31 protein-coding genes are annotated in these 24963 nt (G+C 66.4%); 11 read left to right on the plus strand and 20 right to left on the minus strand.

What is annotated here, in order from left to right; all coding sequences use genetic code 11:
* Nucleotides 1-59: 59 nt before the first annotated feature.
* Entirely contained in the window at nt 60-878 is an 819-nt protein-coding gene (locus ACLJRM_RS01700) for a hypothetical protein (RefSeq protein ID WP_410661990.1), read from the plus strand.
* Nucleotides 875-1213 (plus strand): hypothetical protein, encoded by a 339-nt coding sequence (locus ACLJRM_RS01705; protein ID WP_410661991.1) that lies wholly within the window; start codon nt 875-877, stop codon nt 1211-1213. Before ACLJRM_RS01700 ends, ACLJRM_RS01705 begins: the two co-directional genes overlap by 4 nt.
* A 77-nt stretch (nt 1214-1290) precedes the next feature.
* On the opposite strand, the gene ACLJRM_RS01710 is transcribed toward ACLJRM_RS01705, so the two are convergent.
* Nucleotides 1291-1779, minus strand: coding sequence for a His/Gly/Thr/Pro-type tRNA ligase C-terminal domain-containing protein (locus ACLJRM_RS01710; protein ID WP_410661992.1), 489 nt, complete (start codon nt 1777-1779; stop codon nt 1291-1293).
* A gap of 468 nt (nt 1780-2247) precedes the next feature.
* On the opposite strand from ACLJRM_RS01710, the gene ACLJRM_RS01715 reads away from it, so the two are divergent.
* From ACLJRM_RS01715 to ACLJRM_RS01755, 9 genes are all read left to right on the plus strand, one after another.
* A complete protein-coding gene (locus tag ACLJRM_RS01715) occupies nt 2248-3399 on the plus strand; it encodes a helix-turn-helix domain-containing protein (protein ID WP_410661993.1) in 1152 nt (383 codons plus the stop codon).
* Nucleotides 3400-3767: 368 nt separating this feature from the next.
* Entirely contained in the window at nt 3768-4124 is a 357-nt protein-coding gene (locus ACLJRM_RS01720) for a hypothetical protein (protein WP_410661994.1), read from the plus strand.
* 197 nt (nt 4125-4321) lie between these two features.
* On the plus strand, nt 4322-5290 hold the full coding sequence (locus ACLJRM_RS01725; RefSeq protein ID WP_410661995.1) for an IS30 family transposase: 969 nt from the start codon (nt 4322-4324) through the stop codon (nt 5288-5290).
* 438 nt (nt 5291-5728) lie between these two features.
* Nucleotides 5729-6178, plus strand: a complete 450-nt coding sequence (locus ACLJRM_RS01730; protein WP_410661996.1) for a hypothetical protein — start codon at nt 5729-5731, stop codon at nt 6176-6178.
* A 273-nt stretch (nt 6179-6451) separates the two neighbouring features.
* Nucleotides 6452-6916, plus strand: a complete 465-nt coding sequence (locus tag ACLJRM_RS01735) for a hypothetical protein (RefSeq protein WP_410661997.1) — start codon at nt 6452-6454, stop codon at nt 6914-6916.
* A 372-nt stretch (nt 6917-7288) separates the two neighbouring features.
* Entirely contained in the window at nt 7289-8155 is an 867-nt protein-coding gene (locus ACLJRM_RS01740) for a helix-turn-helix domain-containing protein (protein ID WP_410661998.1), read from the plus strand.
* Nucleotides 8156-8356: 201 nt separating this feature from the next.
* A complete protein-coding gene (locus tag ACLJRM_RS01745; protein WP_410661999.1) occupies nt 8357-8560 on the plus strand; it encodes a hypothetical protein in 204 nt (67 codons plus the stop codon).
* Nucleotides 8561-8736: 176 nt separating this feature from the next.
* Nucleotides 8737-9204, plus strand: a complete 468-nt coding sequence (locus tag ACLJRM_RS01750; RefSeq protein ID WP_410662000.1) for a hypothetical protein — start codon at nt 8737-8739, stop codon at nt 9202-9204.
* Nucleotides 9205-9332: 128 nt separating this feature from the next.
* Entirely contained in the window at nt 9333-9677 is a 345-nt protein-coding gene (locus ACLJRM_RS01755; protein WP_410662001.1) for a hypothetical protein, read from the plus strand.
* On the opposite strand, the gene ACLJRM_RS01760 is transcribed toward ACLJRM_RS01755, so the two are convergent.
* From ACLJRM_RS01760 to ACLJRM_RS01850, 19 genes are all read right to left on the minus strand, one after another.
* On the minus strand, nt 9674-10645 hold the full coding sequence (locus tag ACLJRM_RS01760; RefSeq protein ID WP_410662002.1) for a glycoside hydrolase family 25 protein: 972 nt from the start codon (nt 10643-10645) through the stop codon (nt 9674-9676). The two genes, ACLJRM_RS01755 and ACLJRM_RS01760, sit on opposite strands and share 4 nt — an antisense overlap.
* A 4-nt stretch (nt 10646-10649) precedes the next feature.
* The gene (locus tag ACLJRM_RS01765; protein ID WP_410662003.1) at nt 10650-11078 is read right to left on the minus strand and encodes a hypothetical protein; all 429 of its coding nucleotides are present in this window, start codon (nt 11076-11078) and stop codon (nt 10650-10652) included.
* Nucleotides 11065-11235, minus strand: coding sequence for a hypothetical protein (locus ACLJRM_RS01770; protein ID WP_410662004.1), 171 nt, complete (start codon nt 11233-11235; stop codon nt 11065-11067). Before ACLJRM_RS01770 ends, ACLJRM_RS01765 begins: the two co-directional genes overlap by 14 nt.
* Before the next feature lie 123 nt (nt 11236-11358).
* Complete coding sequence (locus ACLJRM_RS01775) at nt 11359-11766, minus strand: hypothetical protein (RefSeq protein WP_410662005.1); 408 nt, start codon at nt 11764-11766, stop codon at nt 11359-11361.
* Nucleotides 11767-11769: 3 nt separating this feature from the next.
* Nucleotides 11770-12087, minus strand: coding sequence for a hypothetical protein (locus ACLJRM_RS01780; RefSeq protein ID WP_410662006.1), 318 nt, complete (start codon nt 12085-12087; stop codon nt 11770-11772).
* A gap of 16 nt (nt 12088-12103) precedes the next feature.
* Nucleotides 12104-12328, minus strand: a complete 225-nt coding sequence (locus ACLJRM_RS01785) for a hypothetical protein (RefSeq protein ID WP_410662007.1) — start codon at nt 12326-12328, stop codon at nt 12104-12106.
* A 17-nt stretch (nt 12329-12345) separates the two neighbouring features.
* Entirely contained in the window at nt 12346-13443 is a 1098-nt protein-coding gene (locus tag ACLJRM_RS01790; RefSeq protein ID WP_410662008.1) for a DUF5047 domain-containing protein, read from the minus strand.
* Between the two features lie 17 nt (nt 13444-13460).
* Complete coding sequence (locus ACLJRM_RS01795; protein ID WP_410662009.1) at nt 13461-14882, minus strand: hypothetical protein; 1422 nt, start codon at nt 14880-14882, stop codon at nt 13461-13463.
* 17 nt (nt 14883-14899) lie between these two features.
* Entirely contained in the window at nt 14900-19630 is a 4731-nt protein-coding gene (locus ACLJRM_RS01800; protein ID WP_410662010.1) for a hypothetical protein, read from the minus strand.
* 206 nt (nt 19631-19836) lie between these two features.
* Nucleotides 19837-20121 carry a hypothetical protein gene (locus tag ACLJRM_RS01805; protein WP_410662011.1) on the minus strand — a complete coding sequence of 95 codons (285 nt, stop codon included), beginning with the start codon at nt 20119-20121 and terminating at the stop codon, nt 19837-19839.
* An 86-nt stretch (nt 20122-20207) separates the two neighbouring features.
* Nucleotides 20208-20549 (minus strand): hypothetical protein, encoded by a 342-nt coding sequence (locus ACLJRM_RS01810; RefSeq protein ID WP_410662012.1) that lies wholly within the window; start codon nt 20547-20549, stop codon nt 20208-20210.
* Between the two features lie 96 nt (nt 20550-20645).
* Entirely contained in the window at nt 20646-21230 is a 585-nt protein-coding gene (locus tag ACLJRM_RS01815; protein ID WP_410662013.1) for a hypothetical protein, read from the minus strand.
* Nucleotides 21231-21294: 64 nt separating this feature from the next.
* Nucleotides 21295-21690, minus strand: a complete 396-nt coding sequence (locus ACLJRM_RS01820) for a hypothetical protein (RefSeq protein ID WP_410662014.1) — start codon at nt 21688-21690, stop codon at nt 21295-21297.
* Nucleotides 21687-21872, minus strand: coding sequence for a hypothetical protein (locus ACLJRM_RS01825; protein WP_410662015.1), 186 nt, complete (start codon nt 21870-21872; stop codon nt 21687-21689). Before ACLJRM_RS01825 ends, ACLJRM_RS01820 begins: the two co-directional genes overlap by 4 nt.
* Before the next feature lie 12 nt (nt 21873-21884).
* Nucleotides 21885-22151 carry a hypothetical protein gene (locus ACLJRM_RS01830; protein WP_410662016.1) on the minus strand — a complete coding sequence of 89 codons (267 nt, stop codon included), beginning with the start codon at nt 22149-22151 and terminating at the stop codon, nt 21885-21887.
* Entirely contained in the window at nt 22151-22513 is a 363-nt protein-coding gene (locus tag ACLJRM_RS01835) for a hypothetical protein (protein ID WP_410662017.1), read from the minus strand. The genes ACLJRM_RS01830 and ACLJRM_RS01835 overlap by 1 nt, the downstream gene beginning before the upstream one ends.
* On the minus strand, nt 22510-23043 hold the full coding sequence (locus tag ACLJRM_RS01840) for a hypothetical protein (RefSeq protein ID WP_410662018.1): 534 nt from the start codon (nt 23041-23043) through the stop codon (nt 22510-22512). Before ACLJRM_RS01840 ends, ACLJRM_RS01835 begins: the two co-directional genes overlap by 4 nt.
* 229 nt (nt 23044-23272) lie before the next feature.
* Nucleotides 23273-23473 carry a hypothetical protein gene (locus ACLJRM_RS01845; protein WP_410662019.1) on the minus strand — a complete coding sequence of 67 codons (201 nt, stop codon included), beginning with the start codon at nt 23471-23473 and terminating at the stop codon, nt 23273-23275.
* A 104-nt stretch (nt 23474-23577) separates the two neighbouring features.
* Nucleotides 23578-24921 (minus strand): phage major capsid protein, encoded by a 1344-nt coding sequence (locus ACLJRM_RS01850; RefSeq protein WP_410662020.1) that lies wholly within the window; start codon nt 24919-24921, stop codon nt 23578-23580.
* Nucleotides 24922-24963: the final 42 nt, after the last annotated feature.

Genomic DNA, 24963 nt, shown 5'->3' on the forward strand with positions numbered 1-24963 from the left:
TACCACCCGCGCTAGCGGCGCGACCCATCGATCCGCAGAGGCGATTGCCCGTCCCGTGGATGAACGAGCACGACCAGGGTGACAGCTCTGTACACGTGGACTTCACCCTCGTCAGCGACATACGGGCAATCGAGAGCGCCCAAAGCGGACTGTGCGGCCTCTGCGCCAACGAACTCGATCCCGAGGTCGCGTTCCTCGGCGGCCTCCAGTCGATGTTCCTGCGCACCTACGGCGATCCGCCCATGCACGAAGCCTGCGCGATCGCGGCATTGACGCTCTGCCCGCACCTCGCGATACAGCGGCACAATCGGCCGCCACGGGACAGCGTGTACCGCAAAGTCCTGTATGGCCCCAAATTCTGGACCGACCAGAAGCCGGACCAATGGTTCCTCGGCGTCACCCGCGACTTCCGTCTCTTCCGGATCAACGGGTATGCGGTGTTCCTGGCGTTCCCATTCGATCGCGTCCGGACCTTCGGCTACGACGAACAAGGCCATGTGACCGAGCAGTGGGCAGAACAAGCACCGGAGAAAGGCGACGACATGGACGAGGCTCGGCGGTCGATCAAGGAAACCCGCATGGCAGAAGCGGATCCCCAGGTGATCCGGGACCAGCTAGGGGCGGCGCTGCGGACCGAGATCTCCGCACGCAACCTCATCGGCATGGAGGACGGCCTGATGTTCCACTTCGGTCCCGCCGGCACGAAGCTCCGCAAGATGTTCATCAAGCTCAACGGACTTGACCTCTACGAAGTCGAGGTCGGATACACCTCGCGGAGCACCGGAGAGTGGACCGTCGTCGGGCAGGAGTCCGATGTGCACGTCGAGGCCCTGCGTGCCAGCGTCCGAAAGCTCGCCGCGAAGGGAGTCGACGCGTGACGGCCCGCGCTGGCCACGGCAGCTCACTGGAGCCGAACCCGATCAAGACCGCGCTCCGGTTGGCGGACCTGCCGCTGATCGAGGACTGCGTCACGGGTCTGGCCGACCATGAGTTGAAGGTCCTGGCGGCCATCTTGGACAACGTGGTGGTCCGGGTCCGTGCCGAGCAGGACGCTCGGCGGCGAGGCCGGTCCGGTCACGGCCTCGCCCGCCTCGGCGCACGCACGACGTGCGTGTTCTGCCGAGGGGTGTACGTGGTCGAGGTCCTGCCCGGTCACCTCCTGCTCAACCACGGCCGTGAGCTGCGGAGGTGGTGGACCACCCAGGCCGTCTAGACGAGACCGAACACAGGAAGGAACCCCCGGTGCCGAGGCATGGCGCCGGGGGTTCCTGCTGTCGAGCGAGTGGCCGCCTAAACCGTCGCTGCCCGCTCGGCGAGGTTCGCGGCGACGTCGGCGATCTGGATCTGGCTCTGTTCGCCGGACTCCATGTCCCGCACGGTCACGGTCTTGGTGTCCTGTTCATCCGGACCGTAGAGCAGGACCCAGCGGGCGTGCTGGTCGTTGGCCCATTTCATCTGCTTCGCGAGCTTGCCCGACGAGCCCAGGTAGACACCCGTTCGTAGCCCGCGGGCACGCAGCCGCCCGGCGAGGCGCACGATCTCCTCTTCCGCGCCGAGTACGGTCAGCGCGACGTCGAGTCCTCGTGCTGCCGGCGCTTCGGCTTCCTGGATCGCGAGGATGCGTTCCAAGCCGATCGAGCCGCCGCAGGCGGGCATGTCCGGGCCGCCGAGCTTGGCGACCAGCTGGTCATAACGGCCTCCCGAGGCGATCGAGCCGGGGAAGCCTTCGGCGGAGACTTCCCAGATGGGGCCGGTGTAGTAGTCCAGCCCGCGCACCATGCGCGGGGTAAACCAGACCGCCCCTCCGAAAGGTCAGCGGTGAGGGCGAGCAGACGGTCCACCTCGGCTAGACCAGCCCGGTCACGCTCGGTCGCGGCCAGCCGTGTCCGGACCTGCGCGCCGTCGAGGGTGGTTACGTCAACGACCGGAGCCTCGGCGACAGTCGTGGAGAGGCCCCGGTCGGCTAGCTCGGCCACCACAACCTCGGGAGTCACTTTGTTCAGCTTGTCCAGGACCCGAGCACCTGCGCGCCGTGGTCGTCCGAGGTTACGAAAAGCGCTGTTGACCAGGACTCTGGGCTCGTTAAAGGTTGAACACGAGCGGCCAGGGCAGCTCGGCCGCCGATACGGGAGCGTTGCGCTGTACCGTTGAAATATGGACCTGCGACTCGAACACTGAGAGTGAGCAGATATGGAAACGCTGGGTAGTACAATCGGGGAGCGCATCCGCACTCTGCGGGACGGGTGGATGTCTCAGCAGGAACTGGCGGCAGCTGCGGGAGTGAGCGTCGACCTGATCCGCAAGCTGGAGCAGGGACAGCGCCACGCCGCCCAGATCGGCAGCCTTCATCGGATCGCCCGCGCCCTTGATCGAGAGGTGGCAGATCTTCTCGGCCGCGAAGCGTTTCCAGAGGCAGGAGAGGACGCGGGGGTCCTAGCCCTGCGTAGGGCAGTAACGGATATTAGCGACCTGCTAGGAACATTCGAAGGCGAGCCCGTTCCGGTCGGCGATGCTGAGCGGACTGCGAAGTATCTATGGGGCTCGTACTGGTCCGGAAAATACGACGTGCTCACCAGCCTGATCCCGGTTGCACTGACGGATTTACAGGCCACTTTGCATGACGCCGATGACGAGGGGCGCCCAAAAGTAGCCGATGCACTTGCACGTACATTCTGGGTAGCCGCGTGCACACTGGCTCATCTGCATCAGCCCGACGCCGCATTTATCGCTGGCCGCCGTTCGATCGAATTTTCCGGTAGTGCTGGCGACGAACTATTAACGGCGACACTGCGTGGGTCGATTTCATGGCAGCTTCTTGTTTCGGGAAGGTACAAGGAGGCTGTAAGCCTCGCCACGAAGACCGCAGAATCCATTGAACCTACTGGAAAAGTTACGGCTCCACATCTGTCGACCTATGGATCCCTGATTACTACTGCCGCTACGGCCGCAGCGCGTAATGGTCGAGCTGTGGCCGCCACCGATCTACTCGCCGAGGCCGACGAGGTTGCACGACGAATCGGCCATGACCGAGATGACTACCAAACGGCATTCGGACCTTCTCAGGTTGCAATGCAAACCGTGGACGTTCACGTCGTCACCGAGGACTACGGTGCCGCGTTACGGGCAGCTAAGAAAATGCCGCAGAATACCGGATTGCCGCTCGCCGCCCAGGCAAGGCACATGACCGACCGTGCCCTTGCACACACGCGAATGGGGCATGACAACAAGGCCCTGCAAATCTTGCTGGCTACCGAGGATATGGCGCCGGACTGGATGCAGCACCAAAGTCTTGCCAAGCAGGTAACCCGAGAATTGCAGGTTAGGGAAACGCGGAAGTCAAATAAGCTTCGCGACCTCGCGATACGAATCGGCGTAGGTCGGGAAATCCCACGCGGCTAGCTATTCACACGGACGGGGGTAGGACACGGTGTCCTACCCCCGTCCGTGTAGTAGGACACGGTGTCCTACCCTGACCAACCTGGAGATTCTTAGGTTGGTTTGGTGATTGATCTTCAAACACCAACCTTTGTGCTCATGGTCATGGCTGCCGTGGTCACCGTGCCACTAATTTCCGCCGCGTGTACCTGGGCTAGACGTCGCATCCAGCTTCGCGCACTCAGCAACAGTTCCCTCGTTCCGACTGTTGGACATGCTTTACGGCAGGACGGCGCCGGCATTGGGTCGACTGCCATGATCCCCAGGGTTCCGAGCCGAGTCGCCTTGGTGGCACGTCGAGCTGCTCAGCATGGCCTCGGGCGTGATCGGCGATGACCATTGCGCCGGTATCTCCGCTCGCCCCTATCTGGGATTCGCCCGCGTTCGAACACTTGGCGGCATTGGTGTCTCGTGGCTGGCTGTTCTCGCCGTCCTTCGACGACGAAGGCTGTCTAGACCGTGTCCTGGGGGCCTACACCTGGATTGCCGAAGGTGCCGTCGATGCGATCCGGATCAAGGGGCCGGACGACTCAGGTGCGTTGCGTTGCGACCACGCCAACGGCTTGCTGTGGGAGCGAGAAGGCTCTCTGACGTACGTACTCGAAGAACTGCTCGTTCTCCCCTGTCCGAGTGACCCGCTTGCGCCGAGGCTCGTTCTGGCTGCTGCTCCGCGGTTGTGGACTCCGTGATGCGATTCCGGCGGCGCCGTCGAGCGCGGCGGAGGGTGGCGCTCGGGCTCGCCCGATCTGGGCTGGCGAACCTTCCGCGCTCGTACCGGTCTAGCGCCGACGAAGGACACCGCCTTGGGCTCAGATGGTCAGTGCACCGGCTGGGATAATGATCGTTCTGGGTAGCGAAGGGGTGTTCCGTGTCGCGTGGTGTTCCGTTGCGGTCGGTGGAGCGTGAGTTGATCGCGTTCGGGTTGAGGCAGGGGAAGTCGTTTCGGGAGATCGGGGCTTGGATTGGACGGGATCATTCGGTGGTGTCCCGCGAGGTTGACCGCAACGGTGGACGGGAGGCGTATTCGCCGTTGGTTGCGCAGCGCCGGGCTGATCGACTACGGAAGCGTCCGAAGGAACGCAAGGTGCTGAAATCGCCGTTTCTGACTCGCGTGGTGCATGAGGGGTTGCGGAGGAAGTGGTCACCGATGCAGATCGCGTACAGGTTGCGGCTCGACCATCCGATGGATCATTCTCGCTGGGTGTCACATGAAGCGATTTATCAGGCGTTGTTCGTGCAGGCGAAGGGGACGTTGCGGGCAGAGGTGGCCGAGGGGTTGCGCCAAGGCAGGATCAAGCGACGGGCCCGGTCGCGAGGGGCGGAGCTGCGGGGCAAGATCAAGGACATGGTCCTGATCAGCGAGCGGCCGGCCGAGGCCGAGGACCGTGCCGTGCCGGGCTTCTGGGAAGGCGATCTGATCGTCGGCGCGAACAATCAATCGCAGATCGCGACCTTGGTCGAACGGCGCACTCGATTCGTCATGCTGGTGCGTATTCCTCACGATCGCACGGCCGAGAACGTTGCCCCGCGGCTGGCCGCCAAGATGAACACCTTGCCTGACGTTTTCAAGAACAGCGTCACCTGGGATCAGGGCGGCGAGATGGGCGGCCACAGGAAGTTCACCATGGCCACCGGCATGCCGGTGTATTTTTGTGATCCGCGCTCGCCCTGGCAACGTGGCAGCAACGAGAACACCAATGGGTTGCTGCGCCAGTACCTTCCCAAAGGAACCGACCTATCCGGATATTCACAGGACGAACTCGATGCCATCGCAGACGAACTCAACGACCGGCCGCGACAGACACTGGGTTGGCTTAAGCCGATCGAAGCGTTCAGCAAAGTGTTGCTAGACTAGAGGTGGTGCACTCACCAGTTGAAACCACCCGCCAGCTGATCGCGATCCGAACCTCTGTTCGCGAGGCACTTCGCGTGACCCGGCGGAGGTCAGCGGTAGGCCGCCTACTTCACGAAGCAGATCGATGGCTGTCGCATTGGTTGCGCCTGGTCGAAGGAGAGGACGCAGGGGCTACCCCTGCGCACATGGCGGGAATGTACCAGCAGATGGTTGAGCATCTTCTGTCCTTATCGGACCGGCTGGCCGGGACGGACAGCGGGATCACAACCCCTTTTCAGCAAGACTTGCCGCCTGAGCGCGGATCTGCCTAGCGAAAATATGACCTGTCTCGTCCGCCAAGCCCCCCGAGCGGTCGAGATAGTGCCCCGCCCGTTGCTCATTGAACCCACCTTTGAACGACGGGCGGGGTTTCCATAACTCATCGGAGATGATGGTCTCATGACATCCACAGTGCCGAAGTTTGACCTTGATTGGGCATTGAAGAACCTGTCTCCCAGCGAGGTTCGAGCGCACCACATCCATGGCCCAGAGTTACGAAAACGCATTACGCAGGCGTATGAATGCAACCAAGGTCTTGGAACTGAAGCTCTCGCCGAAGCTTACAACTGCTCGCCGCACTGGATAAAGAAGGTGATCAGAGAATCCGATGTTGCGATTCGCCCCGTAGGCAGAAGGCGCGGACCGCGTCCGTACACTGATGCGCAATTGCGACAAGAATATGTCGACAACAAAAGGTCGGTGCAGAGTATTTCTGTGAAGTACTCCGCAAATCCATCTGGCATCTATCGTGATATTACACGACTGCGAATAGAGCTGCGCAGCATTAAAGAACAGTTCGAATTGGATCGATTGAATCATGGCGCAACGAGCAAGCCTTTCGAGTATTGAGCGAACGGTACTGATGGTGCTGGCGCGAACGAAGTTCGGCCTGACTTGCCGACAGATTGCACACCTGGAACGTCTGCCCGTAGACGATGTTTATCACGGTCTGGCTGGACTCAGCCGAAAAGGATTCACCGTGAAGCACACTCTAATCACCCTCTCCGGAGGGATTGCATTGGTGCATTCCTGTACGACGCAGGGAAAGGATCGCCTTATGACTCGTTTGCAGCTGGAGTACAAAGATGCGCTCGTCGGCTTCGATTCCATACGGGAGGCGTTGTGAAGCAGTTCTTGGGCTTGCCATGGGATTCGTTTAAGGAAGTCAACGACTTCTACATGACTCAGCGAGGGTGGCGGTTGAATCACTCACCCCGCGGCAATGTTCAGGAGTTCGATTTTCCGGAAAGCTTTCAAGGGGCCTTGGCGCGCCACGAGGTGATCACACTAGGAACAACTCTTGTGGCAAAGCTTGCGTGCTATTTCACGCGAACACCTGGCGGTCTGCGTGTGAGAGTGAATACCTGCGGTGTGCTCGATGGCTGCCGGGAGCACAGGAGCGTTTCGTTCAGGTTTGCGGTGCCGCAGATCCATTCATTGCGCCGCTTCTTGGAGTCCTTGGAGAGGCGGGCGACGACGCGGATGCCGATCGAAGCGGCCTATTGCCTGGTGTTCGGAGAATGCGGCGAGCGCGTGTCAGTTGAACTGGAGGCCGCAGCGACCCGGCATGAGACGGAGCGGGTCTAGGTTGTGGGGCTGGAGGCTGGGATCGATGGACTGGTTTCAGTCTCCATCTGAGCGAACGGTGCCGTTCTGGCCGGTCGGGCGTATTCCAGAGCCAGACGTGAGCTATTTGTACCCGTCCCCGAGCGCCAAGCGATTGCATACATGGCAACGCGATCAACAATGGCCTGTCGAAGACCCAGACGCCCCGCCTACAGCTGAAGCTCTGCGGCATAAGAGTGCCAGGGAAAGACCATTCATCTATCCGGGACCAGCTGTGTCCGGCCCGGCCAACAGCGGGATTATCGTGAGTTCATCCAGGAAGAATCATAGAGAGTCCACCTTGGACAACCGCCGCATGGCATGGGGCGTTCAGGCTGAGAAGGAAGGCAACCGGTGACGACCGACGCTGTTCTTCCCGACCGAGTGTCTGCATCAGATGTGGAGCCCAAGCCGAAGGAAGGCGACATCAGGGCGGCGTTCACCGAGGCATGGTTCGACTTGGAGCTATCAATCGTTGAAATCAAGGAATTGTTCGGTTTCGGTGACACAAGCATGTACCGGCACGTCTTCGTGTTCGGCCTTCCTAAAAGGCCTCTCCTGCAACCAGCCGGGAAGCGGAAGCTCCGTCAACTGCTCTGTAAGGATGAGAAGACCGTAGCGGAGATCGCGGAAGTACTGGGGCATAGGAAGATCGCGGTCACACGGGCTCTCCGATTCCATGGTCTCCTGCCTGAAGGTGACCAAGCCGGGAGCGACGGTGGGGCACTGCCGGATTCGATGACCGCGTTCACCGACGGGTCCATGACTGTAGAGCAAGCCCTCGGTCGGGAGTTGCGGGATTTGAGGCAGCGCCGGGGATGGACTCGGAAGATGCTACTTGCACACATGGAGTCCGACGTGTCGCTGCAAACGCTCGCCACGTATGAGCTGGGCACCCGGAAGTGTTCGGTGACGCGCCTGTTCGAGCTGTGTTTGGCGTTGGACGCCCGTCCCGTGGATGTGATCGCGGCTGTTCAGGGTCGGGTACTCGTGGACGATCCGTGGCGAATCTCCCTGGACCTTCGAGAGGTCGTCGCCGACTTGCGACCGGAGCTAACTCCGCTGCACCGCTGGGCCGAGAACATTCTCAGTCAGAAGGACGCTCCCGATCACTTCATGCTGGAGGGATCAGCGTTGCCTCAGCTCGCCAACCTATGCGGAATACCGGTGGACGACCTCGAATCGATGCTCCGAACGATGTCTACTCACCTTGCCTTGTAGACAACCCCATGCCGGTGGGCCAGCCATCCTTTGGCCCACCTCGGTGACGTCCCGGCTTCCCCCTTCTCGCCTCCGCCGGGGCGTCACCACCCGAACGATTGTGAACCTCGACAAGGAAAAGCTATGTGTCTCAAGTGGCTGGTCCCCTCATACGATCCCGCTTCGCTCGGCCACGCGTGGTCTCGGGATGAACTCGCCGGCATGTCGGCGGCGCTGTGCGGGTTCGAGTGTCACGAGCGGCATCTTGAGTCCTTCCGCCACAAGCGGCTCTGTCAGCGTTGTGTCGAGGCCGCCCGCGGGGCCGGGTACCGCGATCCCCTTATCCAGCGGGCCGGGCACGCCGTCCAGTTCGCCGCCGTTCTCTTCATCCTCATCGCCACCATCACTATCCTGATACTGAGCTAGGAACCCGAATGAAGAAGAAGAATCTCACGGTATCGATGTGGGAGGCCGCACTGTTCGCTGTCGGGCACGGCTGGCCCGTCACGCCCGCCACTTTCCCGGACCCTGGTATCCCCGACCACGTCGACGGCGGGTTCTGCAAGTGGTCAGGATTCCCAGCGGCCACGCGCCTTCAACCTGTGCTCGCCACCTGGTGGCGGAAGCCATTGTGGACACCGGACGATGTTGATGCGTGCTGGGCGACCTCGCCGTTCGGGACGCTGCTCGTCTGCGGCCACGGGGTCGACGCTCTTGACCTTCCGGTCGAGGTCTTCGATCACCTCGATGCCACCATGCCGGAGACCTTGCGGACGTATCCTTCCATCGCTCTGCCTCGTGAACGACGAATCGTTCTTACCTCGGGCACTTCTGCCGTCCTCCATGACGTGATGCTGCCGCCGGAGTGCCGTTGGCTGGCGGGCGCGCGGTGGGTTCCGCTTCCTCCGACTCTTGTCTCCCGGTCCGTGTCGGCGACGTGGGCGAACCCGCCGGATGGGCAACTTCGACTTCCCGAGCCTGACGTGCTCGTCGAGGCGATCGTCGCGGACTACAAGCAAGGACATTTCATGCCGAAGGGCGATCCGGGCACCGCGAAGGCCAGGGTTTAACCACGGCATTCTGCGCTTGTGTTTTGTTCGGACACAGCAGAATGCCCCCTCGCTGCCACCTGATCCAGGTGGCAGCGAGGGGGCCGAACGTCCTACATCATCGATGCCAAGTGGAAGGTGTTCTCATCGTGCCCACACCAATTCCAGACTACCAATTCGTGCTCATGGCGGCGGCGCTCGCTTCGCCACGCCGGTTACGGATGCTGGATCTGCTGCGAAACCTCGACAAGCTGCCAGCCTCGAATAGCGAGATCAGCGAGCACGGCCTCAATCAGAGGGGCATGATCCGCCTCTGCCCAGATATCAACGCGACGGCCTCGGTACGACACCTGAACACGCTTACCGCCGCAGGGTTGCTCATCAGGACTAGCGCCTTCCACCTCGGATACCGGCGAACCTTCTACCGACGCAACGACGAGGCGATTATCGCGTTCGCGTACACGACGGCCCGTCGGCTTTGCCAGGCGGGTTAGCGCTTCTTGGTGAGGGTTTCGATGCAGAGTCCGTACGGGAACTCGGACTTGACGAAGACCGTGAACTGATCCACTCCGGACGGGGCCTCGATCGCGGGCCGGGTGGCGTCGTGGGCGACGTTGGTCCAGGTCTTGTCGACCGGGTACCCGGCTTTGGTGCCGCTGGAGATGGCCATGAGCCGGACGGACTCGGCCGGGCCGATGGCGGCCTTGAACGACAGCCAGGCGCGTTCCACGACGGCGCTGACGGATCCGACGGGGATCGGGAGGACGTGGCAACGTTCGTGGAGCTTGCCGTTCGCGTCGCGGCCGGTGCCGTCGAAGGTGTACGGGATGGCGGGCATGTCGTCCTCCTCGGACAGTGACGGGCTGTTGGTGTCGAGCCGGAGCGCGGCGAGGTCGTCTGTCCAGTTCAGGTCGACGTCGCCGGTGATGCCGGCAATCCGGCCGACGCTGGTGTACTGGTGCAGGTCGACGCGTCCCCGGTAGTGGGTGATGGCGTTGCGGCGGCCGTTGTTCGGCCCGTACTCCGCGCACCAGGTGCGGTCCCACGGGTACGGCCAGGTGTCCGGTTTCAGGGACGCGAGCCAGGACCCGGAGGCGTAGAGGACGACGACCGGGTATGCCTCCCGCACGGTTTCCAGGAATCGCCTGGCGAAGCCCGCGCGGGCGGTGAGCGGGATTTCGCCGGACTCCAGGTCCAGCGCGGGCGCGAGCTGCCCGCCCAGTCGCCGGTACTGGGCGAGGAAGGTCCGGGCCTGGGCTACGGGGTCTCCGGCCTGGGCGAAGTGGTAGCCGCCGTGCGGGATGCCGTTGTTGCGGCACCCGGTCACGTAGGTGTCGGCCGGGACCTGGGCGCCGCCGGTCCCGTCGCTGTATTTGATGTAGGCGCCGGACACCGCGCCGGACAGGGCTTTCCAGTCGGTGACGCGGTTCCAGCGCTGGTAGAGGTCAACCAGGAGGGGCACGGTCTCACTTCCCTGGGTTGGCGCAGTCGCGCGGGGCGTAGGCGGTGCTGATGTAGCGGCGGAACTGCTCGATCTGCTGTGCCCGCTCGGGAGTCTGGTTCTCCGGGTCCTTGGTGACCTGGTCCAGGACGTAGGCCCACAGGGACACCGACACCGCGCGGGCGGCGTTCCCGGCCTCGCACGAGGAGACCTGTGCGCGCCGGTTCTGCTCGGCCAGCGAGGTGGCCTGGGCCGCTTCTACGGCGACGACCGCGACGACGACCGAGAGAACGACGTCGAGGAGCAAGGAGACAGCGAGGCCGACAATCCAGGCCCTGTCACGTTTGCTGCGCTGGTTCAGGGCGGCGATGTCGGTGCGGAGCGCGGACATGCCGTCTTCCAAGCTTGCGGCGGCACGCAGGGTCTCACGGGGATCGGGGTCAGGCGTCGTCATCGGGGTATGCCTCTCGCAGCATGGTCGACATTCGGTTCACCACGGCGTCCAGCTCCTCCAGGATCAGATCGGCCCGTGTGGCCAGCTCGGTCACGTCGCTGTCCTGAGTGGCCGGTCGACGTGCTTCACGCCGGCGACCTGTCCACGGGATCTTCATTGGCCTTCTCCTTCGGAGCTGGCGGACAGGAGCTTGCGGGCCATCTCGTCCATGACCTCGTGCAGCTCGTCGAGGAGGTCGGCGGCGCGACTGGTCAGGACGTCGACGTCGTCGGCGCTGTACTCAGGTGGTGTGTCGCCGCGGGCTTCGGGCGGAGGATCGGGCTGTGGGCGCCGGAAGATGTTCAACGTGCTCTCCCGTCCTGGCGATCTCGTGCAGAAGGGGCACCATCTGCTGGAGTTGCTGGATCTCTTGCAAGATCGGCATCAGCGCTTTGGTGGTGGTGATGAAGTCGCTGACGACGGGAAGAAGGCGGTCCTGGAGGACTTGGGCCATGGCGTCCCGCTGCGCCTCGGCGCGGTCCTTCTCAGCTATGGCTCTCTGCTTCTCCTCGGTCAGCCGGTCGACGCTCGGGCGGGTCCAGAGCCAGCCGGTGAGCAGGGAGACGACGAGCAGACCGAGGACGCCGAAGTTCAGGTAGGCGGTCGGGTCGAACTGCGCCTGCGCCAGGGATTCCGCGTGCGCGGTCATGGGCTACGACGCCGGGATCGGCGGGGCGCCCGCGATGGTGTCCCAGACCGAATTGACCGTGTACTGGATATCGGAGTCGCTGGAGGCGAGCGTGATCACGGGGTTGGTCGCCACGGCCCACGCGAACCGGCTGCCGTAGTCGAGGGGGTTGGCGAAGACGTTGGTCGCCAGCGCGCGGCGGAGCTGGGTCCTGTTGGGGAAGTTCGGGTCCTCGGCTTCGCTGCCGACGGCTACGGCCGCGATGGACACGGCCGCCAGGACCCGGCGGGTGAAGGTGGGGAACGCGGCGATTTCGGCGCTGTCGGCGAGAGTGGAGGCCATGACTTGTTCGTCCTTCCTATGCGGTTTTCCCGAGCACCAGCCACGCGCCGGGCACGGTGGCGTCGATGTGCACGACGTCCCCGGCGGTAGGGGTGTAGCTGGCGAGGCGGGGAAGTTCGAGCGATCCGCCTTGGACGGACACGATGACCCGGTTGCCCGACATTCCCGTGACGGTGCCGACTTTCCTGCGGGCGGTCAGCGCCTCGTCCACGAGGCGGGCGACGGCGTCGGCGATGTTCAACGGCCGGTCCTCCTCGGTCAGGTCTCGGCAGGCAGCTCGTCCGAGCGGGTGGCGATGGACTGGGTGCCGTCCGGGGTGAGGGGGATGGAGAGTTTGTCGATGATGTGGCGGGTTTCCCCGGTCTCCGGATCGAGCAGGAGCAGGACGTCTCCAGCGTCGAGGGCCGGATTCACCAGGGCCTCGATCTCGACCTGCGCGCCGAGGCCGCGCGTGCGGGCCAGCAGGGCGTCCGCTGTGGCCTGGCATTGCGCCGTGGTGGTCAGCAGTTCCGAAGTGTAGAAGCGGTTCTTCCTCCCGAACGGCCCGCCGTAGTAGGCGGGGCTCGTGGTGTCGGTCGCGGTGGCGTAGACCGCGGGCACGCCGTCGGTGCGCTGCCCGGACGCGACGACGCGGTTGTAAACCTGCTCGCGGCCGCGTTTGTCCTTAGCGGTGAGCAGGCTTCCCCGGTTCCCGGTCCGGATTGTCCAGACGGGGCTCCGGGACAGTGTCGGTTGTGGCCGGATGACCAGGCGCCCGAGCGGGTCGAAGAACGGCTCGGACGCCAGGAAATCGCCCAGTTTCTCGACGACGTCCCAGCGCTCCCGTTCGATGACGATGACCGAGGCGACCGCGCCGGACCCGGTCTCGTCGACGACGTCCAGCTGCGGGCCGAGGGTGGCCTTGACCAGGCGCGTGATCTCGCTGACGGCGGGAGCGTTGGCGATGGTCTGCGCGGGCACGTCGAGCCGGTCTTCGGCAACCCGCTGGGACGGGTCTGCGACCTTGACGGTGATATCGCCGGAGCCGGTCACCGGCCTAGTCCGGGAGGTCTCGTCCAGGTGCCCGGTCATGAGCGGGATCCACTCGGTGGCGCCGCTGGGCAGGACGATGCCGTAGTCCACCTGGCACGTCGAGCCGTACGGGGCGAGCAGGTCCGTCGGCGAGCGCGGCCACCAGCGCGGATCGGCCTGGAGGCTGGCGGTGCGGCGGACCTTGCTGGTGGCGTCCACCTCGACCGAGCCCCCGGAGATCGGCAGGGTCAGCACCCCGTAGGTCGGACTGGACACAATGGCCCGAGCCCGCACGGAATGCGACTGCGCGAGCGCGATCCGGGCTTCGGTGGACAGCGGCCACATCGGCGCCCACCTCCACCTCAGACGGCGAGTTCGCTGGGTGCTTCGACCTCGTGGAATGGCGCGGTGAGGATGCGGGTCTGCTGGTAGGCGCGGCGGTTCCCGGCGTCCTCGGTGAGGTCGCCGAGCGCGAGCCACATCCCCGCCCCGTACCCGAACTCGGCCGGGGTGCGCAGATACACGGGCTGGAGATCGGCGAACAGGTCCAGCAGGTGATCGCGTTCGCGGAAGGACAGGGCGCCGATCGTGAGGTCGCCGGTCGCGGCGCGTCGTTGCGCGGAGGACACGATGATCGGGTGGGTCGCTCCGACGGGGTAGAAGATCCCGCGCGCGGCCTCGCGGGTACGGGACGGGACCGAGCCCACGTGGACGGTGACCGGCTTGCCGGGCCGCGACGGGTGCGTCAGCCAGGTCCGGCCCAGGCTAAGCAGGGTCGCGCTCTGGCTGGTCATCGTGCCGCCGGTGGGCGCGGGGTTGACCAGCCGGTACCGGATCGGGACGTCGAGAGGACATTCGGCGTCGTCCAGCACGAGCAGCGGAGCCACTGTGGACTCCGACAGGCCGGCGGATCCGACCCACGTTCCGCCGTAGACCGCGCCATCGAAGAACGCCCCCGCCGTCCTTTGTGTCTCCACGGTGATCCCGTCGAGCCCGAGGACCGCGCCCGCGGGCAATCCGTCCGCGAGGACTTTCATCGTCGGCGTGACCGCTCCCGCTGGAGGGGTGAGCGTGACGACGTGGCGGGCGAACTGCCCGATCGAAGCGTTGACCTGGTCGGCGGTGAGGTCCGCGCTAGCCGGGGGAAGTGCCACGCCTCCGGCGGTCGTCCAGGTCACCTGGATGGTGACCGACGCCGGTCGGTGCGAGATCCGCAGGTCCAGGCCGATCGTCACCTCAGGCCCGTACGGGACCGAAGTGGGCACGGTGACCCCGGCGGCCCCCGCCTCGGCGATGGTGGCTGTCAGGTACGCCCCTCCTCGAGGAGCGGCCGGGCCGGTCACCCGCGCCAGGACCGGGTTCCCAGCGTCGGGGACGTAGCCGTGCAACCCGACCTCGACCGAGGGGTTGGTCGCGTGGTTGTACCGGGTGGGTTCGCTGACTCCCAGCGGGTTCCCGCCGCGCACAGGCCACAGTGTCCCGTCGGGGTGCTGGCGGATGAGCTGCACGACCGAGGCGTTCGGCCACCACGCCGTCACCCGCATCACGCCGTCCTGCGGGACGGGCAGGATCGAGATCCCGCCGCCGGGATACGGGAGCGGGAACACGCTCCCGGCCCAGGCGCGGGACGCGTAGGCGGGCATCGGGTTCGGGGCGTAGGTCCACTTCGCCGTGCCGCCGGGAATCGGCGGCGGGAGTTCCTGTTCCCCTGGCAGGGAACCGGACTCCGGGCCGACGCCCGAGGCGAACGGATTGCGGGCGTAGCCGCCCCGAGCCCACGACATGACCAGTCCCCGTCCCGTCAGGCCCGGCTACCTCGGGCGATCGCGGTACCGGTGGCTTGGTCGTGCTGCTCGATCCGGCCGTCCACGAACACGGTGAGGCCGTCGTCCGAGATGGACAGTTCACCGGTCAGCCGCACGGGTTCGGTGTTGCCGGCGAGAGCGCCGATGACGTTCTTCGCCGTGTCGTGCGGAAGGACCAGCTCCGGCTTGCCGGTGCCGTTGTAGACCGGGGTGAAACCGGGCTGCAACCAGCCACCTTGGTCATACCAGTGGTGGGCTTCCCAGAACGATTTCGCGCCGAGCGGGTTGCCGTAGCGGCTGGAGATGTACCGCAGTCCCCACTCGGCTTGCCCAGCGGCGGTCGGTTCGACCGGACCGTGCACGCTCTCCATCTTCTGGAACAGACCGCGGGCGCTCGACCTCGGGTTCGCCGCTGCCGGGTTCCAACTGGACTCGTGCCCGATCAGCCAATCCAGCGCGTTCCACTGTGGCCCGGTGCCCCAGCCGTAACGACTGGCGACCGCGCGAACAGCAGCGACCACATCGGCCGATCCGCCCGCCGTGGTGGTGGCCAGCAGCTCGGAGATCCGGTCGACGGCGAACCTCTTCGCCCCGTCCGCCGCCTGCCTCGCAACCCCTTGGCCGTGGTGGGCGGCGATGCTGCCGGGGAAGACGCGACCGGCATCCGCGATCAGGCGGTACGTGTCGGCGAACGCCCCGTCGACCAGGGCGGCCGGGTCGAACCCGGACCCGCCGGACACGAACTGTCCGCCGAGTTCGGCGATGTGGAAGTGCATCGGGAACTGGCGGTGGTCCGCCCCGGCCGAGGGCGGCCCGAACGCGACATAACCATGGGCCCCGCCGGACTCGGCGTTGATGCCCGCGACGGTCCCGGCGGTGTGACCGGGGTTCCCGTGGGTCACACCGATCGCGAACGTCCCGTCGATCCCCGGTACGAACCCTGGTGGCGGGCTGCCCGCGCTGACACCGCCGGTGGACCACTCCCGCCGCGCGTACGGCTTCTGGTCCAGCGCGGCCCGCTTCAGCATGGCTTGCCAGCCGGAGCAGTCCGTCCCCTCTGTCGAGGACCCGCCCCACACGTAGGGGCGCCCGCTCATCGACCGGCCGAAGGTCACGACGCGGGCGATGGCGGCGTCCATCGCCGAGCCGGTGTCAGCGACGAGCCCACCGGCCCGGTAGCCCGGCACGACCTGTGCGCGGCGCAGGTCGTCCCCGAGCAGCCCTTCCAACCCCCGGAAGTTGCCGTGCAGGGCGGCCATGTGCGCGGCCCGGATGTTCCCGACACCCCAGGTCTGCACGACCTGTTTGGGGAGGACGTATTCGCCGGGGGTGAGCATCGCCGGGACTTTGTCGGTGTTCCCGGCGCCCGGAACCGACCCGCCGGAGGCGAACCCGATGGGTACGGGACCGATCGCCTTTCCCAGCGAGAAGTCCGAGTTCAGCTTGTTCCAGGCCGCGACAAGCCCGGAGTTCACCGGCCACTGCAAGATCCAGCGAACAGGATTGCCCGCGTGCGCCTGCATCTCCGCGAACCGGTCTCGCACCCACCCGGCGGTGAACGCGACGGCGTTCCTCAGCGCGGCCAGGCCGTTGCCGAGGGCGGTGAAGGCGGTGTTCTGCGCGGTCGCGGACGCCCAGACGACCGCGGAGATCCCCGCCCACGACGCGGACAAGTCGGCTTGGAGGCGGAGTTGCCGCGCGGTGATCTCGCCCGCGCGCAGGACACTGTGGCCGGTGATCGCCGTCCACACGGCGACCGAGGTTGCTTGCAGGGCAAGCAGACTCGCCACCGCGATCCCGTGCGCCTGCGGCAGCAGCAGCGACGTGTGCCGCTCCAGCTCGGCCAACGCCGGCAACAGCACCGTCGTGACCGTATCGGCGAGCAGCGCCGAGGCAGCGGTGAGCGCGTCGGTAGCCACAGTGGACGCGGCCGGATCCGGCGTGGTCGCCGTGACCGCCGTCGCGGTCGTGGCGGTGCCGACGATCCCGCCGCCCGCGAACCGCCCGACCAGGCCACCCCGCGAGTACGAGGCGCGGCCCTGCATGGCGGCGGCGTTCGCGGCGAGGATGGCGGCCGGTCCGATCGCGCGCACCAGCTCCGGCACCAGCACGGCCTCACCCGGCGACAGCAGCGCGGGCACGGTGTCTCGCCCCGGCGCGTAACCGGGTAGGACCCCGCCGCGCGCGAGCCGCAGTTCCGGCAGCTCGTCCACACCGGGGATCAGCGCGGCGGCCGAGTTGTAGACCTTGCGCAAGCCGTCGTTCCAGATGACGTCGATCACGAACTGGACCGGGGTCTTGATGAACCCGGCGATCGTGTCGAACACGCGCTTCGTGGTGTCGGCCAGCAGCTCGAACCCGCGCTTGGCGTCGGCGAGCCGATCAGCGAACCAGCCGAAGACCGGCTTGATCACATGGTCATAGACCCACGACAGCGTGCCCGAGATCGCGTCGAACGCGGGCTTAAAGGCTTTCGCGTAGAGCCACGAGGCCGCGTCTCCGACCAGCCGGAACGCGAGCACCCAGCCGTCGAAGTACGGCTTCAGCAGCGTTCCCCAGAGCCAGCCGAAGAAATCGCCCAGCGCTCGGAAGGTCGGGCCGAGGGCGTTGACCCACAGCCAGGTCGCGACGTCGGCGACCAGCCGGAACGCGAACACCCACGCGTCGAAGTACGGGCGCAGCAGCGTGTTCCACAGCCAGCCGACAAACGCGCCCAGCGCGGAGAAGGTCGGCTCCAGCACGGTCGACCACAGCCAGGTCGCCACGGCGGCCAGCGCCCGGAACGCCAGAACGGTTGGTCCGATCAGGACGGTCAGCAGGATCGGCGCGAGGAACGCGGCGGCTTTGCCGATGAAGCCGAAGACGGGTTCGAGGATGGTGGACCACAGCCAGCCCGCGATCTGGCCGAGAAACCGCAGCGCCGCAACGATTCCGTCGAAGGCGGGACGCAAGACGTTCTGCCACGCCCACAGCGCGGCGGTCTTGATCGCGTCCCACAAGCCGATCCAGAAATCGCGGAACCCGGCCGAGTGGTTCCACAGGTACATGAACCCGGCGACGAGCGCGACGACCGCGGTAATGATCAGCCCGATGACGTTCGCGCGCATCGCCGCGTTCAACCCGTGCTGCGCCGTGGTCAGCGCTTGGACGACGCTGACCACAGTGGACGCGAACATCATCGCCCGCATAGCCAGGGACCAGGCGCGCATGGCGAGGACACCCGCGCCGAAGGCCGCCAGCAGCGGACCGAGCGCGGGTGCGAGGAACTGGATTCCCGACACCAGAAGGGGAATCAGGTCAGCGGCGAGGTAGGCGGCGTCGACCAGCAGCGGCGCCACCGCGACCGCGACGGCGGAAAAGGCGTTGGCCAGTGGCGGCAAGGTCGGGCCGAGGGCGATCACGCCCTGGGCAAGGGCACCTAGGACAGCGTGCAGACCGGGTGAGAGCCCAACGACTACGTCGTGCACGGCGGTGAAGAACGCGATCAGCGCGCCCGCGCCCTCAGGTGTTTTCAGGAACGTCGCCAGCTCGCCGGACAGGTAGACGAGGGTGTCCAGTAAGGACCCGCCCGAGGTGTTCGCGGCCCCGAAGACCGACCCGAGGATTGAACCGATGCTGCCCGCGACGGCGGCGATATCGCCGAGCAGCGACAGGCCGTTGACCATGATCTGCTGGAGCTGCCCGGATTCGCGCAGTCGCGCGATCATGTCGCTGAACGCGCGCGCGGCCTCGGCCGCGCCGCCGGTGAGGTTCGGGAGCAGCTGCGCGCCCACGGCTGAGATGTCGCGCAGCGCGGGCAGCAGGTTCACCGCCGCCAGACCGAGTTCCCGCATGGCGATGCCGGAGTCGCCGAGCATCGCGTTCACGTCATCGACGGTGCGGGCCTGCCGGGTGAACGCGATCGCTTGCAGGGCAGCCGCGTTGTACCCGGCGGCCAGGAACGTCAGCTGCCGGTTGGCCACGGGAAGGTACTGGTTCGCCAGCGGGCGCAGTTCGGCGGACACACCCTCGAACAGCTTCTGCTGGACCGCGTCCTGCATGGCGGAGAACTGGGGCTTCAAGGCCGCCATCTCGCGCACCAGCGCGGCGGCCGACGGCGCCATGCCGGACAGGGCCTCGTTGAGCTTCTTGGCGTCCCCTTCGGCGACGGCCTTCATCGCGTCGCCCATGCCCTGGACGCCGAGCACGAGCGTGCCCACGGCCGCCACCCCGGCGAACGCAGCACCGGGCAGGACGAGCGCGGCACCGGAGGCGGTGGCGATCGCGCTGGCCATGCCGCCGATCCCGAGCGCGGCGTGGCCGAGCAGGGACACCGCAACGGCGGCGCTGTAGGCCCCGGCCCCGAACCCGATCATCGACTTGTGCGCACGGCGCAGGTTGACGTCGTCGACCTTGCCCAGGGCGCCGCCGAGCTTGTCCATCGTGGCCGACGCGTCGTCACCGGAGAGCCGCATGGACTCGGTGGCTTCGGTGGCGTTGCGCTGTGCCCGCTCGTAGTCGGTGGTCACGGTGGTGACCCGCTCCTGCACGCGCGTGTGGTTGCGCTGTGCGGTGGCGAGGCGTTCTTCGGCGGCGGCCACTTGGGACGCCCGAGTCCCGCTCTTGGCGCGAACCTCGGCGAGCTGCTGTTCGGCGACCCGGACCCGTCCGGCCGAGTCAGCTTCCTTGTCGCGGGCGGCCTTGAGCTGGTCGCCGATCTTCTTGACCTCGGCCTCGGCGGCGGCCATGGCATCGGCCAGGTTCTTGCCGGCAGTCCGCCCGGCCTTCGCCGAGGCGCTATCGAGTTCCTTCGACAGCTGGTCGCCCGCGCGCGCTTGCCCGCGCCACTGGCCTCTTTGGCCAGCATGGTTCCCCAGCGCCGTGCCGAGGGAAGGACCTCGACCCAGTACACCTCGCCGGACTCGGCCACTGTGGACACCTCCCCGCGGGTGTCTCAGCCAGCGGCGGCGGACCGATCCGGTTTGAAGGTGTCGAGGTAGGCGATGACGTCTTCGGCGCTGCGTCCGGCCCGGTCACCGATCCGGCCTTTGTGCTCGTCGCCGGGGCGGGGAACGGGTTTCGGCCGGTGCAGGCCCTTCATCTGAGCGCCGCGCCCAGTCACGAACGTGCCTTCGGCGACCCGGTCGGCGATGACCGCGAGCAGGTATTCGACGTCGGACCACGCATGCCCGTGCACCGTGCGATGGAACGCGGAATCGGGCGGCAGGTGCTCGATCAAGACCCGGAGATGGCGCAGGGTGATGTCCCCGCGCCAGAACTCCGCGATCGGATTACGCGGCGCGTAGGTCGCGCACAGTGCGGCCTCTATCGCTTCCGGCGCTTCGGCGAGGAGGTCCGCCGCCGTGTAGGGCGCCCGTCCTCCTGTTCCTGCCGCATCGTCTGCATGTAGGAGTTGATGGCCAGGATCACGTATCCGGCCCGGCCACCCTCCTTCACAAACGTCTTGTACTGATCGGAACCGAGGTAGTACTCGGCTACCTCGACGTCGGTGTCCAGATCGAGCAAGCCGTCTTTCCAGTCGTCGTCGGCGGTGATCGGGTCCATGCAGACCCAGTCCTTGCCCTTGAACACGAACTTGAAACGGTCGGCGGATCCGGTGGCTTCCTCGCGCTGGGCGAGGATCGCGTCCATGTCAATGGTGGACACTCGGGTTCTCCATCCGGTGAGCGTTGGTGAGCAAGAGAAAGGGAGCCGATGTGGACCGCTCACCAGTTGTCCACATCGGCCCCCGCTGGAGAGGGGTCACGACGGCGTGGGAAGTTCCCAGCCCTCCTTGAAGACCCGCAGTGCGGAGTAGCCGTCAGAGCCGGGGTAGGCGGTGATCGTGACCTCGTAGCCGATCAGGGTGTCGGACTTGTAGGTGAGTTCGCCGCGCTCGGTCACCTCGGCCAGGGGCAGGAAGACCCGGCGGTGGTAGGCGCCGTCGATGACGTCGATCCCGAAGCACCGCAGATCCCGCTTCGGCTTTCCCTTGTCCATGAAGGAAATGACCGCGTCGGCACCTGTGCCGGTCTGTGTCATGTCCTCCTGGCCGACCCGGTAGTACAGCGAGATCGTGTCGAACTTGCTCTCCCAGAGCGTGGCCTGATACGTCTGCGTCGCCTTGGTGATCTCCGAGCGGATCGGAGTCGCGCTCTGCCACGGCACGAACTCCTCCTTGTCCTCATCGACGCCCTCGACGATGCCGTCATCGCTGATATAGCCGAGGTCGCGCATCGCGGGCGCCCACGGCCCGAGGGTGGTCGCGCTCGGCGCCGTCGTCCCCACCGCGCCGACGTAGAGCGCTCCGGTCACACCCAGGCGCGCGAGGGTGCTGTTCAATGCCACGGGTTTCTCCCTTGTGGTTGCGGAGTCCCCTGGCGTACGAAAGAGCGGGGCGGTTCTTGGCGGGCTAGTCGGCCCGGAGAGTGAGTTCGACGGTCAGCCCACATCGGCGGACCGCCGTGTTGTAGTCGGGTCGCCACGCCGGACCAGCCGGTTCGGCTACGGCGGAAACGTGCCCCCACGGGCTGCCCTGCCCGGTCAGCTCGTGCAAGTGCCCGGCCACAGTGGACGCCAAGTCGAACGCGGCGGCTCGGGACGTGGCGAACACGTCGACGTCCACACGCGGGCGCCACAGCAGCGGATGCCGGTGGTTCCACGGGCGCGTGTCCTTCGGTCCCGGCAGGGCGGTGACCTGGACTACCGGGAGGTGCCGTTCGAACTCGGCGGGCAGCTCGGCGACGACGCGGGTTCCGTCGAGGCGCCCGGCGAGCCAGCTCACGACCAGGGCCTCGACGTCGCTCACTTCTCGCCGATGGCCTTGGGCGCGGGCTTGCGGACGGCGTTGATCTGAACAGCCTCGTCACTGTCGTCTGCGAAGCGGGCGCGGCCTTCGGCGACCATGGTCACGGCCTGGTCGTCGTCCACGGTCACGGTCTTGCCGACCTGGGTGTGGTCGTGGTGGAACGCGATGATCACTCGGGCCACGGGAACCTCCTTCTACTTGCCGCCGATCGCACGGCCGAGCGCGCGATGGCGGGGAACGTCTTTCGTGCCGAACTCGCCGAACGGGTCGTCGTGGATCACGCGTGCGTAGCTGCGTCCCCTCGGCCGGATGCCTTCCTCCACGGTCACCTCGGCGTCGACCCTGGCGGCGGCGAGGTTCGCGCGGGTCCGAGCGGCGACTCCGTCGGCGACGCCGCGCAGTCGGGCGCGCAGCCCAGGAAGGCGCATGAGTGCGCGGAACTCGCGGTTTGTAAGAGCCATCAGCCAGTCACCTTCTCGATGTCGACTTCGCAGTGGTGCACCGCGCCGGGGCGGATCGGATGGGGCCAACGGGCGATTTCGCCGACAACCTCGCAGGTCCGGCCCGCCCATGCGATCCGGTCGACCGGGGTCACGTCGAGGTCCAAGCCCGCCGGGGTGTAGATCCGCCACCCCGTGGTGACCATCGAGCGGGCGTCGCTTGTGTCCCGTGAGGCGCTGGTGGCCTCCGTGGACGAACGCGGCTGGACGCACACCCCCGTCACGACCGTGCGAGTGCCGGCGTCGTAGTCCAGGACGTCGGAGCCGTACCGGTCCCGGCCGATCGCGGGACGGATGATCGTGATGGTGTCGCCGAAGATCACGGCAGGTCCCCGCGGTGGAGCTGGTACCGGTCCACCGCCCGTGTCCAGGCCAGTGGCATCGTCGCGGCCGGGCTGGCGAACGCCACGGACTCGCCGCCCACGGTCATCGAGGTCACGCCCGGTTGGACGGTGAGCAGGTAGCGGGCTTCGCCGATGACCGCCTCCGAAATGTCCTCCGGGATGGGCTCGTACCCATGGGTGTAGACGACGCGGACGGAGTCCAATTCGTCCGGCCAACCGTGCCTGCGGCGCAGCAGCCCGACTCGTGACCAGGCGAAATCCGTGACACGGGTTCCCTGGACCTCGACCAGGCTCACCGCCACGACGGGGGCGGCGGGCAGTGCCAGCACGGTGCCGCCGTGCCCGTCGAGCCGTACCTCGTCATCGGCCACACGCGACACGGGATGACGCACCTCGCCCCGGAACCGTGCTGACGCGGCGGTCAGTGCGTCCCGTACAGCGTGGTCATCGGCGGGCCGGTTCATCCAGCGGGCCAGGACCTCGACGTCGGCAAGCGGCGGAAGAGGCATCGTCGTCCTCCTCCATGCCAGGTGCGCGTGGTACGTCGAGGCCAAAGAACATCGGCAGGAAGCGGCGAATAGCTACTGCCGGCGGAAGTCCCGGCCACGTCGCAGGTCTCGATGAACCGCGGGATCATGAGCAGGTCGTCCACGAGCGGCTGTTCATCCAGCACTCGTGCGGCGGCGGCCACACAGGACACCCGCGTCTGCTGCGCTGCGGTAAGCGAGTCCATCCCGGCTACTCGCCATCCTTGTTCCGGATCGCGCGAGCCTTGTTCGGCGGGTCGGCGCGCTGCTTGGCTCCGGGTTCGGCCTCGGGCTCAGGGCTGGGGTCGGGGTCGAGGAGGACGCCGCCGAGCCGGGTGGCGTCCTCCTCGGTCAGATTCATGACGGTCGGGTGGCCGTTGACGGTCACTCGGTACTCGCGTAGCTCTGCCATGGCTGGCGCCTCTCCTGTTCGCTCATCTACGCCGGTGGTCGACGTGGTTGTCCCGCAAGAGAAGTCGCGGCTTCCGCAGACGGGACAACCGACGTCGCCGAGCATCAGACGAGGGTGACCTTGCAGAACGCGGACGGCTGGACGATGCCGAACGCTGCGCGCATCTCAGCCAAGATGGCCGCGAGGTTGCGGACGAAGAAGTCCGCGTGGCTGTCAGTCACGGTCACCGACGCCTGCTGGCGGTCCCACAAGATGGCCTTGCGGAAGTCACCGACCCACGCCTGTCCCGGTGTGGCGGCTTCGGACTCGATGACCGGCAGGCCCCACAACGGCGAGGTGCCGTTCGTCCCTGCTGGGCCGCCGAAGTAGAACCTTCCGTCCATGTCCGAGATCTCGTCCATGGCTTCGAGGTCCAGCGGGTGGATGACGACGCCGTTGGCGACTGAGCGGCCCGCGATCCGGACCTTCGTCTTCGCGCGCCGGACCGCGAGGAGCTTGCCGAACCCCGGAGGCTTCCCGGCCGGGTCGGCGACGGCGGGCTGTGTCTGGGTACCGGACACATGGGCCAGTCCCTCGAAGTCCTCGCCGACGCCCGTTCCGGCGATCATCTGGTCTTCCAGTTCTTCCTCAAGCCCTACCTCGAGGAAGTTGTCGATGAGGGTCCGGACCTGCGCGGCGTCGGACAGAGCCCTCTTGGTGACGGGCATCCAGTGGGCGATGGTCCGCACGGGCGTGGTGACCCGGACCGTGGAGAACCCCGACTCGGGTTTCACCCCTGCCTGGGCGGGTGTGACCGCCGGGTCGCCCGAGCCCACGGGGGCCGAGGTGGTGGCCTCCGGGACCGGGGCGGCCCTGTTGGACCAGCCGGTGATGCGGGCGTACTCGACCTGGTCGGAGGTCGTGGTACCGCCGGTGACGAGCTGTCGCAGTGTCAAGGGCCGGAAGAACTGCTCGGGACCGACCAGGACACCCCGGTAGTCCTCGGTGCGGAGCGCGCCGCCCGAGGTGGGGCTCAGGCCGGTGACGAGCTCCTTGACCCCGAGCGGGCGGCTCTGGACGCGCATGTCCTTGGCGAACATTCCGTTCGGCGCGGACCGGAGCATGTCCTTGTATTGCTCGGAGGTGACGAACGTTTCGCCGATGCTGGTCCGGGTGCCCGTGTAGCCGTCGCGGGCGGCCTGCTCGCGGCGGGTCTTCTCCTCGGCTTGCGCGTCGGCCAGGCCCACGGCGTCGCCGAGATCCTGGATGGCGTCGCGGACCGCGTTGTCGGCCTTCGCGGCGTCCAGCGCTCGCTTGGCGTCCTGGGCCTTGCTCATCGCGGCTGTGACCGCGGTCCGCTCGTCATCGGTGAAGTCGCGCGATTCCTCTTCGGCTTTCGCCGCGAGGGTCTTCGCGTCGTTCAGGTGCTTCTTCAGCTCGTCGGTGAGCTGGGAAATCTTGTCACTCAAGGGAAGTCCTCAGTTCGTGCGCACGCGCAGACGAAGAGAGGC

It is taken from the genome of Amycolatopsis sp. lyj-84, assembly GCF_046549075.1.
In the GTDB taxonomy this organism is placed as follows: Bacteria; Actinomycetota; Actinomycetes; order Mycobacteriales; family Pseudonocardiaceae; genus Amycolatopsis.